At 70.0% G+C, this 13,193-nt stretch carries 12 protein-coding genes and 1 pseudogene; 9 read left to right on the top strand and 4 right to left on the bottom strand.

What is annotated here, in order from left to right; genetic code table 11:
- Positions 1-102: 102 nt before the first annotated feature.
- Positions 103-2,346 (bottom strand): glycogen debranching protein GlgX, encoded by a 2,244-nt coding sequence (glgX, locus tag ACZ7L7_RS24175; RefSeq protein ID WP_471593395.1) that lies wholly within the window; start codon positions 2,344-2,346, stop codon positions 103-105.
- 173 nt (positions 2,347-2,519) lie between these two features.
- Between glgX and ACZ7L7_RS24180 the strand changes: the two genes are divergently transcribed.
- From ACZ7L7_RS24180 to ACZ7L7_RS24210, 7 genes are all read left to right on the top strand, one after another.
- Positions 2,520-3,761 carry a L,D-transpeptidase gene (locus ACZ7L7_RS24180; RefSeq protein ID WP_472077087.1) on the top strand — a complete coding sequence of 414 codons (1,242 nt, stop codon included), beginning with the start codon at positions 2,520-2,522 and terminating at the stop codon, positions 3,759-3,761.
- A 176-nt stretch (positions 3,762-3,937) separates the two neighbouring features.
- Positions 3,938-5,206, top strand: a complete 1,269-nt coding sequence (locus tag ACZ7L7_RS24185) for a L,D-transpeptidase (RefSeq protein ID WP_285510026.1) — start codon at positions 3,938-3,940, stop codon at positions 5,204-5,206.
- A gap of 60 nt (positions 5,207-5,266) precedes the next feature.
- Positions 5,267-6,034: an enoyl-CoA hydratase/isomerase family protein gene (locus ACZ7L7_RS24190; protein ID WP_285510025.1), complete on the top strand. Its 768-nt coding sequence runs from the start codon at positions 5,267-5,269 to the stop codon at positions 6,032-6,034.
- Positions 6,035-6,459: 425 nt separating this feature from the next.
- On the top strand, positions 6,460-6,963 hold the full coding sequence (locus ACZ7L7_RS24195) for an ATP-binding protein (protein WP_453604317.1): 504 nt from the start codon (positions 6,460-6,462) through the stop codon (positions 6,961-6,963).
- 100 nt (positions 6,964-7,063) lie between these two features.
- The gene (locus ACZ7L7_RS24200) at positions 7,064-7,816 is read left to right on the top strand and encodes a polysaccharide deacetylase family protein (RefSeq protein ID WP_471593393.1); all 753 of its coding nucleotides are present in this window, start codon (positions 7,064-7,066) and stop codon (positions 7,814-7,816) included.
- Entirely contained in the window at positions 7,816-9,000 is a 1,185-nt protein-coding gene (locus ACZ7L7_RS24205) for a YncE family protein (protein WP_453604313.1), read from the top strand. The genes ACZ7L7_RS24200 and ACZ7L7_RS24205 overlap by 1 nt, the downstream gene beginning before the upstream one ends.
- Positions 9,001-9,074: 74 nt before the next feature.
- Positions 9,075-9,668, top strand: coding sequence for an ADP-ribosyltransferase (locus tag ACZ7L7_RS24210; protein ID WP_285510021.1), 594 nt, complete (start codon positions 9,075-9,077; stop codon positions 9,666-9,668).
- A 3-nt stretch (positions 9,669-9,671) separates the two neighbouring features.
- Here ACZ7L7_RS24210 and ACZ7L7_RS24215 read toward each other — a convergent pair whose 3' ends face one another.
- The gene (locus ACZ7L7_RS24215; protein WP_471427583.1) at positions 9,672-10,304 is read right to left on the bottom strand and encodes a GNAT family N-acetyltransferase; all 633 of its coding nucleotides are present in this window, start codon (positions 10,302-10,304) and stop codon (positions 9,672-9,674) included.
- Between the two features lie 129 nt (positions 10,305-10,433).
- Here ACZ7L7_RS24215 and ACZ7L7_RS24220 point away from each other — a divergent pair, with 129 nt between their 5' ends.
- Both ACZ7L7_RS24220 and ACZ7L7_RS24225 read left to right on the top strand, forming a co-directional pair.
- Positions 10,434-10,646, top strand: coding sequence for an EF-hand domain-containing protein (locus ACZ7L7_RS24220; protein WP_093724182.1), 213 nt, complete (start codon positions 10,434-10,436; stop codon positions 10,644-10,646).
- A 109-nt stretch (positions 10,647-10,755) separates the two neighbouring features.
- Positions 10,756-10,986: pseudogene (locus tag ACZ7L7_RS24225) on the top strand (NAD(P)-binding domain-containing protein); the annotation flags it as partial.
- A gap of 28 nt (positions 10,987-11,014) precedes the next feature.
- Here ACZ7L7_RS24225 and ACZ7L7_RS24230 read toward each other — a convergent pair.
- Entirely contained in the window at positions 11,015-11,575 is a 561-nt protein-coding gene (locus ACZ7L7_RS24230; protein ID WP_472077090.1) for a glycoside hydrolase family 25 protein, read from the bottom strand.
- A 74-nt stretch (positions 11,576-11,649) separates the two neighbouring features.
- Positions 11,650-13,017, bottom strand: coding sequence for an L-serine ammonia-lyase (locus ACZ7L7_RS24235; protein ID WP_285510018.1), 1,368 nt, complete (start codon positions 13,015-13,017; stop codon positions 11,650-11,652).
- Positions 13,018-13,193 lie beyond the last annotated feature (176 nt).

A 13,193-nucleotide genomic window follows, 5' to 3' on the forward strand; every position in this document is an offset into this window, starting at 1 on the left:
AGCGAGCCTACGGATCGCCACTGACATCGCCCACCGAGTTTCTGCCCGTTCCCGACTCCTCCGATGGTCCTACGACCTGCGTGTTCGAGGGTCCGGACGGACTCAGCGCACCACCCTCAGCAGCAGCACCGCCCGCTCCGGCACCGTCACCTCCGCCCCCGCCCGGTGCACCACCCCCGGCGCCTCGTCCTGCTCCTCCCGGGAGGTGTCGACGACCACCTCGTACTCCTCCGCCCACGGCGGCGCCGGCAGGACGAACGGCGCCGGGCGGTCCCCGGCGTGCAGGACGGCCAGAAAGCTGTCGTCGACGATCGGGGCGCCCCGCTCGTCCCGGCCCGGGATGTCCCGCCCGGACAGATACATGCCGAGCGTGGCGGCGGGCGCGTACCAGTCCTGCTCGGTCATCTCGGTGCCCCGCGCGGTGAACCAGGCCAGGTCCCGCAGCCCGTCCGCCGAGTGCGCCCGCCCGGAGAAGAAGGCCCTGCGGCGCAGCACCGGATGCCGGTGGCGCAGCGCGATCAGCCGCGAGGTCAGCTCGAACAGCGCCTGCCAACCGGGTTCCTCCAGCAGCCGCCAGTCCAGCCAGCTGATCTCGTTGTCCTGGCAGTAGGCGTTGTTGTTGCCGCGCTGGGTGCGCCCCAGCTCGTCGCCCGCGACCAGCATCGGCACCCCCGTCGACAGCAGCAGGGTCGTCAGCAGGTTCCGCAGCTGACGGCGCCGGAGCGCCCGTACCCCCTCGTCGTCGGTCTCGCCCTCGACGCCGCTGTTCCAGGCCCGGTTGTCGTCCGTGCCGTCGCGGTTGCCCTCGCCGTTGGCCTCGTTGTGCTTGCGCTCGTAGGAGACGAGGTCGCGCAGGGTGAACCCGTCGTGCGCGGTCACGAAGTTCACCGAGGCGTACGGGCGGCGCCCGCCCCACGCGTACAGGTCGCTGGAGCCCGACAGCCGGTAGCCGAGGTCCCGCACGTCCGGGAGGGCACCGCGCCAGAAGTCCCGCACGGCATTGCGGTAGCGGTCGTTCCACTCCGTCCACAGGGGAGGGAAGGCGCCCACCTGGTAGCCGCCCGAGCCCACGTCCCACGGCTCGGCGATGAGCTTGACCCGGCTCAGCAGCGGGTCCTGGGCGATCACGGCGAGGAACGGGGAGAGCATGTCGACGTCGTGCATCGAGCGGGCCAGCGCGGCGGCCAGGTCGAAGCGGAAGCCGTCGACGCCCATCTCCGTCACCCAGTAGCGCAGCGAGTCGGTGATCAGCCGCAGGACGTGGGGCTGCACCACGTGCAGCGTGTTGCCGCAGCCGGTGTAGTCGGCGTAGCGGCGGGCGTCGGACTGGAGGCGGTAGTAGCCCCGGTTGTCGATGCCCTTCAGCGACAGCGTCGGCCCCAGCTCGCCCGCCTCCGCCGTGTGGTTGTAGACCACGTCGAGGATGACCTCGATCCCTGCCTCGTGCAGCGCCCGCACCATCCGCTTGAACTCGCCGACCTGCTGGCCGCGCGTCCCGGAGGCGGCGTAGGCGGCGTGCGGGGCGAAGTAGCCGATGGAGTTGTAGCCCCAGTAGTTCCTCAGGCCCCGGCGCAGCAGGTGGTCCTCGTGCGCGAACTGGTGGACCGGCAGCAGCTCCACCGCCGTCACCCCCAGCTTCACCAGGTGCTCGATCGCCGCCGGGTGCGCGAGACCGGCGTAGGTGCCGCGCAGCTCCTCCGGGATGCCGGGGTGCAGCTTGGTGAAGCCGCGTACGTGCGTCTCGTAGATGACCGAGTCCGCCCACGGCGTCTTCGGCCGCCGGTCGTCCTGCCAGTCGTCGTCATCGTGCACGACGACGCCCTTGGGCACGAAGGGCGCCGAGTCCCGGTCGTCCCGGACGGTGTCCGCGACCTGCTGCTGCGGCCAGTCCCGGACATGGCCGTACACCTCCGGCGGCAGCCCGAAGTCGCCGTCCACCGCGCGGGCGTACGGGTCGAGCAGCAGCTTCGCCGGGTTCCAGCGGGCGCCGGTCCACGGGTCCCAGCGGCCGTGCACCCGGTAGCCGTAGCGCTGGCCCGGCATCACCCCGGGCACGAAGCCGTGCCAGATCTCGTGGGTCAGCTCGGTCAGCCGGGTCCGGGTCTCCTTGCCGGACTCGTCGAACAGACACAGCTCGACCGCCTCGGCGCCGCCCGCCCACAGCGCGAAGTTGGTCCCGGCCACCCCGTCGGGGCCGACCCGGAAGCGGGCGCCCAGCGGGGTCGGCGCACCCGGCCACACGGGCATGCCCGGCGCCCGGCGCGGGGTGCCGTTGACGACGGGCCCCGGACCCTCGGCGGCGTGCTCCCGGGCCACCGCCTGACGCTCGGCTGCGCTGCTGGACACCTTCGGCCTCCCACGGCTCCTGGAACGACGTGGAATCGGGCATGCCGAGATGGCGGTTCCGGCTCCGGGCTCGTCGCCCGCGGCTCCCCGTCGCGTCGTCCTCCCCACTGTTCTGCCCAGCGCTTGGCTCGCACTCACGTTTCCCCGGAGCGGGGCCGGTCGTTGGGCACCCCGTGAGGCATGTACAAGGGCGCGCGCGGCGCGCGGGGGCCGTGCTGGCCGCCGTACTGACATGGGCAGGACTGCTGGCCGGGGCCGCCGGCTGCACTACGGACGCCACCGGCGGGGTCGGCCTCGGCGGACTCGGCAAACGGGCACCCGAGGAGGTCATCAAGGTCACCCCGGACGACGGCAGCAAGGGCGTCGACCCCGAACAACCCCTGCTGGTACGGCTGGCCGGCGGACGGCTGGAGTCGGTGAAGGTCGTCAAGGAGCAGGACGCCCAGGAGACCCCGGTCCCCGGGCAGATCTCCGCCGACGGACTGCGCTGGGAGCCCGACGAGCGCGGGCTCGCCCTCGCCGCCCGCTACTCCGTCGACGTGGTGGCCCTGGACGGCCACGGCCGCCGCACCGCCCGGCACACCACCTTCACCACCCAGGTGCCGAAGGAGCGCTTCATCGGCTACGTCACCCCGGAGAACCGCTCCACCGTCGGCACCGGCATGATCGTCTCCCTGGAGTTCAACCGCGAGATCGAGAACCGGGCGGCGGTCGAGCGCGCCGTCCGCGTCACCGCCCGCCCGCCCGTCGAGATCCGCCCGCACTGGTTCGGCAAGGGCCGTCTGGACTTCCGCCCGAAGGAGTACTGGAAGCCCGGCACCCAGGTCACCGTCTCCCTCAAGCTCCGTGACGTCGAGGGCGCCCCCGGCGTCTACGGCCTGCAGTACAAGACGTTCTCCTTCACCGTCGGCCGCCACCAGGTCTCCACCGTGGACGCCGCGAAGCACACCATGGACGTACGGCGCGACGGCGAACTCCTCGCCACCGTGCCCATCACCGCGGGCGCCCCGAAGACCACCACCTACAACGGCAGGATGGTCGTCACCGAGATGCTCGAAGTGACCCGGATGAACGGCGCCACCGTCGGCTTCACCGACGACGACGGCAAGGGCGAGTACGACATCCCGGACGTCCCGCACGCCATGCGGCTCACCGAGTCCGGCACCTTCCTGCACGGCAACTACTGGGCGGACGACGTCTTCGGCCGGGAGAACGTCAGCCACGGCTGCGTGGGACTGCGCGATGTGAAGGGCGGCGGCTCGGACACCCCGGCGGGCTGGTTCTTCGACCGCAGCCTCATCGGTGACGTGGTCGAGGTCGTCAACAGCAAAGACAAGAAGGTCGCGCCCGACAACGGCCTCGGCGGGTGGAACATGAGCTGGAAGGCGTGGAAGGCCGGAAGCGCGGTGAAGTAACCGGACATGGAGGTCGCTTGCCGCACAACCCTCGCAGTCCGCACCGAACTCGGTACGGAACGGTGACAATCGCGGGGCGCCGAGCCGGATGACCTTGTGGTTAATATGCGCCGAGCGCGGGATCCGACGCGCGGGGGCGGGGGCCCGATCGGGCCCGGCGAGGGGAGAGAAGGACCTTGAACGTGCGACCGATATCGGGGGCGTCGGTTGACGCGCGCGCGACCCACCACCGCAGCGGTCGCGCGCGACGCCGGTGGACGGCGGTGCTGGCCGGCGGACTGCTGCTGGCCACCGCCGCCTGCGGCGGCGGCTCCGACTCGGGCTCCGGCTCCGGTGACGGCAAGGGTAAGGGGGAGGCCGGCTCCGGGAAGGTCGACAACAAGCCGTCGCAGGCCGTGGTCTCCATAGCCCCGAAGAACGGCGCCAAGTCGGTCGACACCATGGACGCCCTCAAGGTCAGCGCCTCCGAGGGCAAGCTGTCCGAGGTCGTCGTCAAGGACGCCAAGGGCCGCGCGATACCCGGGAAGATCACCGACGGGGGCGCCCGCTGGACGCCGTCCACCCACCTCGCCGCGTCCACCAAGTACACGGTGCGCGCGGTCGCCAAAGACTCCGAGGGCCGGGAGAAGACCGAGGAGTCCAGCTTCACCACCCTCACCCCGCAGGCCACCTTCACCGGCACCTTCACCCCGGAGGACGGTTCGAAGGTCGGCGTGGGAATGCCGTTCTCCGTCCGCTTCGACCGGGGCATCACCGACCCGGACGCGGTGGAGAAGGCCATCAGCATCAAGACCGAGCCGGCCGTCGAGGTCGAGGGCCACTGGTTCGGCAACGACCGCCTGGACTTCCGCCCCGAGGAGTACTGGAAGGAAGGCACCAAGGTCACCGTCGACCTCAACCTCGACGGCGTCGAGGGCCGCGACGGCGTCTACGGCGAGCAGAAGAAGACCGTCTCCTTCACCATCGGGCGCAACCAGGTCTCCGTCGTCGACGTGAAGACCAAGAAGATGAAGGTCACCCAGGACGGCAAGGTCATCAAGACCATCCCGGTCACCACCGGCAAGCCCGGGTACGACACCTGGAACGGCCAGATGGTCATCACCGAGAAGTTCGTCCAGACCCGGATGAACGGCGACACGGTCGGCTACGACGGCGAGTACGACATCGACGACGTGCCCCACGCCATGCGCCTGACCCAGTCCGGCACCTTCATCCACGGCAACTACTGGGGCGGCGACGCCTTCGGCAACTACAACGCCAGCCACGGCTGCGTGGGCCTGCGCGACGTCAAGGGCGCCTGGGACAAGAAGGCCCCGGCCGCCTGGTTCTTCAACCACTCCATCATCGGCGACGTGGTCGTCGTCAAGAACTCCAACGACCAGACGGTCGCCCCGGACAACGGCCTCAACGGCTGGAACATGTCCTGGGCGGAGTGGAAGAAGTAACACCGGCGGGGTGAGGTCCTCCCTTCTGCGTCGGCGTTAGTCGGCGTTAACCTGCGGGGCATGACCGTGAATCTCGAAGTCGCCGAGGGTGTGGGCACGCTCCGGCTGGACCGCCCCCCGATGAACGCGCTGGACATCGCCACCCAGGACCGCCTGAAGGAACTCGCCGAGGAGGCCACCCGGCGCGACGACGTGCGCGCCGTGGTGATCTACGGCGGGGAGAAGGTGTTCGCGGCGGGCGCGGACATCAAGGAGATGCAGGCCATGGACCACACGGCCATGGTCCTGCGCGCCCGCGCCCTGCAGGAGTCGTTCACCGCCGTGGCCCGGATCCCCAAGCCGGTCGTCGCGGCGGTCACGGGGTACGCCCTCGGCGGCGGCTGCGAGCTGGCGCTGTGCGCGGACTTCCGGATCGCCGCGGAGAACGCCAAGCTCGGCCAGCCGGAGATCCTGCTCGGCCTGATCCCGGGCGCCGGCGGCACCCAGCGCCTGGCCCGGCTGATCGGCCCCTCCAGGGCCAAGGACCTCATCTTCACCGGTCGTATGGTCAAGGCGGACGAGGCGCTCACCCTCGGTCTGGTGGACCGCGTCGTCCCCGCCGAGGAGGTCTACACTGCCGCACACGCGTGGGCGGCCAAGCTCGCGCAGGGCCCCGCGATCGCGCTGCGCGCGGCCAAGGAGGCCGTCGACACGGGGCTGGAGACGGACATCGAGACGGGCCTCGCGGTCGAACGCAACTGGTTCGCGGGCCTGTTCGCCACCCCCGACCGGGAGACCGGTATGCGTAGTTTCGTGGAAGAGGGCCCGGGCAAGGCGAAGTTCCTCTGAGCCTCTGAGGAGTCCCCTCCGGGCTCCTGGGGAGTCCTCTCCGGGCTCCTGGGGAGTCCTCTCCGTGTACCTGGGGAGTCCTCTCCGTGTACCTGAGAAGTCCTCTCCGCGTACCTGAGAAGTCCTCTCCGCGTACCTGAGAAGTCCCTCTCAATTCGCCCGCCCCTCTTGCAATTGACGCGATGTCTGATCCGGGTCCCTCGATGGGACGGTTTATGGGAGCCTTAAGGGAGCCTTAAGCCTGTCTTGTCGAGGGGGCCTGTCGCTTGCCGTCAACTGAGCCTCCGTCGCAGGTCGGAGGGGCTGCGCCGGACTCCGAAATGCCGCCGTCATATGCCGATCGATGCTCGCGGAATGGTGGATTCCGGGGGGCGTATTCCGCAGAGACGGCCCCCAAGGCCCGCTCGGGCGGTCATGATGGGGGCATGGCGGGGCTGGAGGGCATCGAACAGCCGCGGGGACACAGCCGTGCGACCGCGGCGCGCTGGTCGCCGACGGTCGAGGACGAACACGCGCTCAAGGCGCTGGAGTTGTTCGGCAATCCGACGGAGGCCGAAGTTCCGCTCCCCTCCCGCCCCGAGTCCGCCGCCACCGCCCGCCGACTGGCCCAAGTGGTCGTCCTGCGCCAGTGGGGCCTGACCGCCAAGATGACGGAGGATGCGGTCTTACTCGTGTCCGAACTCGTGGGCAACGCCGTACGGCACACCGGCGCCCGGGTCTTCGGACTGCGTATGCACCGCCGCCGGGGCTGGATCCGGATCGAGGTCCGCGACCCCTCCAGGGGCCTGCCCTGTCTGATGCCGGTGCAGGAAATGGACGTCAGCGGACGGGGGTTGTTCCTCGTCGACAAGCTCGCCGACCGCTGGGGAGTGGACCTGCTCCCCCGGGGCAAGACCACCTGGTTCGAAATGCGGGTCGCGGACCGCTGAACCCGGCCCCACCGCAAGGGACCCCCGCAGGGCGGCCCGACCTCTCCGTCAAGGGGAGTAATCATCGGCAATCCGCCGTAAACCCCCTTAAATGGGGCACGTGACCCACACCGACCGCCGGACGGTGCTGCGCGCCGCCACCGCCCTGGTCGCCGCGACCGCCTGCACCCCCACCCGCCCCGCGGACCGCCCCACGACGCCCGCGCCGCCCCCGACCCCCCACAGCGCCCCGTCCCCGCACCGCGTCCCCGCGCGGCAGACCCACCTCACCCACGGCCCCCGCGGCACCGGCCGGGTCGCCCTCACCTTCCACGGCAACGGCGACCCGCGCACCGCCGAGGCCATCCTGGACACCGCCGACGAACACGGCGCCCACATCACCGTCCTCGCCGTCGGCACCTGGCTCGACGCCAACCCGAAACTCGCCCGGCGCGTCCTCGACGCCGGCCACGACCTCGGCAACCACACCCAGCACCACCTCGACATCAACGCCCTGCCCGAGGCCGAGGCGCGCGCCGAGATCACGGCCTGCGCGCGGCGCCTGAAGCGCCTGACCGGGTCCATCGGCACCTGGTTCCGGCCCTCGCGCGCCGCCCGCGCCTCCCCGCTCGTCGCCCGCCTGGCCCGCGAGGCCGGCTACCCGCAGGTCCTCTCCTACGACGTCGACCCGCTCGACTTCACCGACCCCGGCCCGGCCGTCCTCACCCGGACCCTCACCGCCGACATCCGCCCCGGATCGATCGTGAGCCTGCACTTCGGCTACCCCGACACGGTCGCCGCCCTCCCCGCCGTACTCGACGACCTCCACCGCCGCGGACTGACCGCCGTCACCACCACGGAGCTGTTCACCTGATGCGCCACAACCTCGTGAAGGCCAGCCTGATCGCGGGCGCCGCCCTCGCCACCCTCGCCGCCTGCGGCACCGAGACCAAGGAGAGCGAGAAGGAGAAGGCCCGCGCCACCAAGGCCGCGGCCGTCCCCGCGCCGCCGAAGAAGAAGCAGATCCAGGGGCTGCCCGGCATGCCCCCGGTGCTGGACCCCAAGGACGTCTACGCCGCCGACCGCCCCAACAAGCTCTCCCCGGTGGTCAAGGACTTCCCGAGCCGCGTCTACGTCCCCAACACCGAGTCCGACACGGTCTCGGTCATCGACCCCGAGACGTACAAGATCATCGAGACCATCCCGGTGGGCCGGCAGCCGCAACACGTCGTGCCGTCCTGGGACATGAAGACCCTGTGGGTCAACAACAACCGCGGCCACACGCTCACCCCGATCGACCCGAAGACCGGCAAGGCGGGCAAGGAGGTGGAGGTCCACGACCCCTACAACCTCTACTTCACGCCGAACGGCAAGTACGCGGTGGTGATGGCCTCCCTCGACCGCGAACTCGTCTTCCGCGACCCGCACACCATGAAGCGGATCAAGACCGAGCCGGTCACCTGCTACGGCGTCAACCACGCCGACTTCTCCCTGGACGGCCGGTACTTCATCGTCTCCTGCGAGTTCAGCGGTGAACTGCTCAAGGTCGACACCGAGAAGATGAAGGTCGTCGGACAGCAGAAGCTCCCCTTCGACGGTGCCATGCCGCAGGACGTGAAGATCTCGCCGGACGGCAAGAAGTTCTACATCGCCGACATGATGGCCCACGGCATGTGGGTGGTGGACGGCGAGAAGTTCGGCAAGCCGGAACTGCTGCCCACGGGCAAGGGCTGCCACGGCCTCTACGTCAGCCGCGACTCGCGCGAGATGTACGTCTCCAACCGCGGCGAGGGCAGCGTCTCCGTCTTCGACTTCACCAAGAACAAGCTCACCAAGAAGTGGCACCTGCCCGACGGCGGCAGCCCCGACATGGGCGGCGTCTCGGCGGACGGCAAGGTCCTGTGGCTGTCCGGGCGTTACGACGCCGAGGTGTACGCCATCGACACCCGCACCGGCAAGCAGCTCGCCCGCATCCCGGTCGGCAGCGGCCCGCACGGCCTGGCCGTCTACCCGCAGCCGGGGCGGTACTCGCTCGGACACACGGGCATCTTCCGCTAGGCCGTTCCCCGGACACGCCGCCGTACGAGTGAAGATCCACAACGCGCCGCCGCAGAACCGGAATTGTGCTCTCCATGATCACCACTCCACTGCGGCGGCGCGCCGCTGCCGTCGTCCTGTCCCTCGCCGCCGTCTTCACCACCACGGCCGCGACGTCCCCCGCGCAGGCGCCCGCTCCCGCCGACTGCACCGTCCAGTACGACGACCCGGTCAAGGCCGCCGCCGACCGCCGCGTCGAGGTCTCCCGGATCACCCCCGAACCGGTCTGGCGCAAGACCTGCGGCACCCTCTACCGCGCCGACGGCCGCGGCCCCACGGTCGTCTTCGAGGAGGGCTTCCTGCCCAGGGACGTGGTAGGCGGCCAGTACGACCTGGAGAGTTACGTCCTGGTCAACCAGCCCTCCCCGTACGTCTCCACGACCTACGACCACGACCTGTACAAGAAGTGGTGGAAGTCCGGCTGGAACTACTACATCGACGCGCCCGGCGGCATCGACGTCAACAAGACCATCGGCGACACCCACAAGTGGGCCGACCAGGTCGAGGTGGCCTTCCCCGGCGGCATCCACCGGAAGTACATCATCGGCGTCTGCCCCGTGAACAAGACCACCAAGGTCGAGATCATGAGCGGCTGCCAGAGCAACCCGCACTACGAGGCCTGGCACTGACCCCTACCGGCCCGTGAACAGCGCCTCCGAACCCACGGGCCGGTAACCGGCCGCCTGGAACGCCCGCAGACTGCGGGCGTTCCCCGCCGACACCTGCGCCCACACCGGCTCCCCGGCGAGCTGCCGCGCGGCGGTGACCAGTTCCCGCCCCAGCCCCCGGTGCCGTACCTCCTCCGCCACCTCCACGGCGACCTCCCGCCGTCCGCCGATCCCACGCCCGAGCACCAGCACGCCACCGGGCGCCGCCCACACGCGTACGTCGTCGCGCCGCCGACGGGAGGAGACGACGCGCGGATGCGCGGGATCGTCGATCTCGGTCAGCTCCGGCCTTGGCCGCCCCGGAAGGGGCTCCCCGACGAGCATCACGTCGATGGTGTCCGTGGTGCGGCCGGTGCGGGCCATGAAAGCGGCCAGGAACCGCGGATTCATGGTGGCGGCCAGGGCGTCGCAGTCCAGCGCGCGCAGGGTGTCGTGGACCCACTCGGGGTCCTCGTCCGTGAACACGACGGAGTGCGCAGTGAAGGCGAGCACCCCGGCGTCCCGCGCCGAATGCTGCGGCACGACCGTGACCCCGCCGTCGGCGGGCGGGAAGACGCCCCGCGCGGCACGCCCGAGAATCTCCGCAAGGTTCCGCATCGTGCTCGCCACGCTACCGCGGACTCTCCCGGCCCTCGCGTTGTGTGCTCATCCGGCCGGATAACCTGACCTCCGGCAAGAAGCCGCGACAAGGTACGAAGAACAGTACGAAGAAAAAGGGGCGGATCGGTGGCGGACATCGACGAGGCACGCAAGCAGTTCGAGCGGATCGACACGGACGGTGACGGCTTCATCACCGCTGCCGAGTTCAAGACCGCCCTGGCCCAGGGTGGCGACTGGAACGTCACCGAGGCGGTGGCCGAGGTCATCATCAAGTCCCGCGACCTCGACGGCGACAAGCAGCTGAGCTTCGACGAGTTCTGGGCGTACCTGAACAAGTAAGCGCCGTGTGCGAAAGGGGCGCCCGTCCGGGAAGGACGGGTGCCCCTTCGTCGTGCCGGGAATAGCCGGGCCGGCGCCATGGGTTTGCCATACGTTTGCACATGCATCTATTGCTGGATCGGGAGTGACCCTCATGAAGATCGGCATCATCGGCGCGGGCAACATCGGCGGCAATCTCACCCGACGACTGACGGCCCTCGGCCACGAGGTCGCGGTCGCCAACTCGCGCGGCCCGCAGACGCTCACGGAACTGGCCGCGGAGACCGGGGCGACGCCCGTGCCGGTGGAGGAGGCGGCGAAGGGCGCGGAGATCGTCGTGGTGACCGTCCCGCTGAAGGCGGAGGCATCCCCGGAACGCAAGCCGGAGTTCAGGGCGTGACCGTCGCCCACTCCCGCAGCGCGGCCCTGCTCGCGAAGTCCGCGACGTTCTTGTCCAAGGGGTCGTCGGTGTACTGGTGGAAACGCCACTTGGCCTGAATACGCGGCTTGCCGGCGGTCACGTAGTCGGCGATCCAGAGGGCGTCACCGGCGTACGAGGTCTTGTCGAAGGTGAGCCAGAAGTTGCGGTTGCAGTACAGGATCACCCGGTTGTCCGGCCGCAGTTCCTTCACCTTGCGGATGAAGCGGTCCTTCTCCGCGTTGCTCGCGTGCGTTCCGTCGCCGGTCGTCTCCCAGTCGACGGCGAGGATGTCACCGGGCTTGTCGGGGGCGCGCTCGACGAAGTACTCGGCCTGGTCGGTGATGTTGCCGGGCCAGAGGAAGTGGTAGAAGCCGACCACCAGACCGGCGTCACGGCCTCGCTTGGTCTGGGCGGTCAGCTTCGAGTTGACGTACGAACGGCCCTCCGTCGCCTTGATGAAGACGAAGGAGAGGCCGTCCGTGTCGTAGGCGGAGGACTGGTAGGCGCTGACGTCAATGCCACGCAGCATCGTGGGGGGCTCCCTGAGGTGCTAGTGGGGAACGGGAGTTGCTCGGCTGCCCCCTTTGTACCCGGCCGGAACCCTCAGCACTCGATGATGTTGACCGCCAAGCCCCCGCGCGCCGTCTCCTTGTACTTCACGCTCATGTCCGCGCCGGTGTCCTTCATGGTCTTGATGACCTTGTCGAGGGACACCTTGTGGGAGCCGTCGCCGCGCATGGCCATCCGCGCCGCCGTGACCGCCTTGACGGCGGCCATGCCGTTGCGTTCGATGCAGGGGATCTGGACGAGGCCGCCGACCGGGTCGCAGGTCAGGCCCAGGTTGTGCTCCATGCCGATCTCGGCCGCGTTCTCGACCTGCTCGGGGCTGCCGCCCAGGACCTCCGCGAGGGCGCCCGCCGCCATGGAGCAGGCGGAGCCGACCTCGCCCTGGCAGCCGACCTCGGCGCCGGAGATGGAGGCGTTCTCCTTGAAGAGCATGCCGATCGCGCCCGCGGCGAGCAGGAAGCGGACCACGCCGTCCTCGTCGGCGCCCGGCACGAAGTTGATGTAGTAGTGCAGGACCGCCGGGATGATGCCCGCCGCGCCGTTCGTCGGGGCCGTCACGACCCGTCCGCCAGCGGCGTTCTCCTCGTTCACGGCCATGGCGTAGAGGGTGATCCACTCCATGGCGAGGGCCTGCGGGTCGCCCTCGGAGCGGAGTTTGCGGGCCGTGGTGGCGGCGCGGCGCTTGACGCGCAGGCCGCCGGGGAGGATGCCCTCGCGGGTCATGCCGCGCTGCACGCACTCGCGCATCACGCGCCAGATCTCCAGCAGGCCCGCGCGGATCTCGTCCTCGGTGCGCCAGGCGCGTTCGTTCTCCAGCATCAGCGCGGAGATCGACAGGCCGGTTTCCCGGGTGAGGCGGAGCAGTTCGTCGCCGGTGCGGAAGGGGTACTTCAGGACCGTGTCGTCGAGCTTGATGCGGTCGGCGCCGACCGCGTCCTCGTCGACGACGAATCCGCCGCCGACGGAGTAGTAGGTCTTCGACAGCAGCTCCGCACCCGAGTCGTCGTAGGCCCATATCGTCATGCCGTTGGCGTGGTACGGCAGGGCCTTGCGGCGGTGCAGGACCAGGTCGTCGTCGAAGGAGAAGGGGATCTCCTTCTCGCCGAGCAGGTTCAGGCGGCCCGACGACTTGATCGTCTCCACTCGGTCGTCGGCCGTCTCCACGTCCACCGTCCGAGGGGACGCGCCCTCAAGGCCGAGGAGCACCGCCTTCGGGGTGCCGTGGCCGTGACCGGTCGCGCCCAGGGAGCCGTACAGCTCGGAGCGGACCGAGGCGACGGAGGGCAGCAGGCCCTCGTTGCGCAGTCGGCGGGCGAACATGCGGGCCGCACGCATCGGGCCGACCGTGTGGGAGCTCGACGGGCCGATGCCGATCGAGAACAGGTCGAAGACCGAGATGGCCACGGGAACTCCTAGAAAAAGGGTGGGGGCACACTTCGTCGGGTGCCCCCACCAGGGAACTACTACTTGCTCAGGCCGGGGTACAGCGGGTGCTTGTCGGCGAGGGCGGTGACCCGGGCCTTGAGGGCCTCGGCGTCGTAGGACGGCTTCAGCGCCTGCGCGATCACGTCCGCGACCTC

The organism is Streptomyces sp. NPDC110618 (genome assembly GCF_055657065.1).

Excerpts from the sequence above, each read along its gene's own strand:
- ACZ7L7_RS24230 (WP_472077090.1), bottom strand. The coding sequence starts at position 11,575 with ATGCTGCGTGGCATTGACGTCAGCGCCTACCAGTCCTCCGCCTACGAC.
- ACZ7L7_RS24215 (WP_471427583.1), bottom strand. The coding sequence starts at position 10,304 with ATGCGGAACCTTGCGGAGATTCTCGGGCGTGCCGCGCGGGGCGTCTTC.
- ACZ7L7_RS24190 (WP_285510025.1), top strand. The coding sequence starts at position 5,267 with ATGACCGTGAATCTCGAAGTCGCCGAGGGTGTGGGCACGCTCCGGCTG.
- ACZ7L7_RS24195 (WP_453604317.1), top strand. The coding sequence starts at position 6,460 with ATGGCGGGGCTGGAGGGCATCGAACAGCCGCGGGGACACAGCCGTGCG.
- ACZ7L7_RS24210 (WP_285510021.1), top strand. The coding sequence starts at position 9,075 with ATGATCACCACTCCACTGCGGCGGCGCGCCGCTGCCGTCGTCCTGTCC.
- ACZ7L7_RS24205 (WP_453604313.1), top strand. The coding sequence starts at position 7,816 with ATGCGCCACAACCTCGTGAAGGCCAGCCTGATCGCGGGCGCCGCCCTC.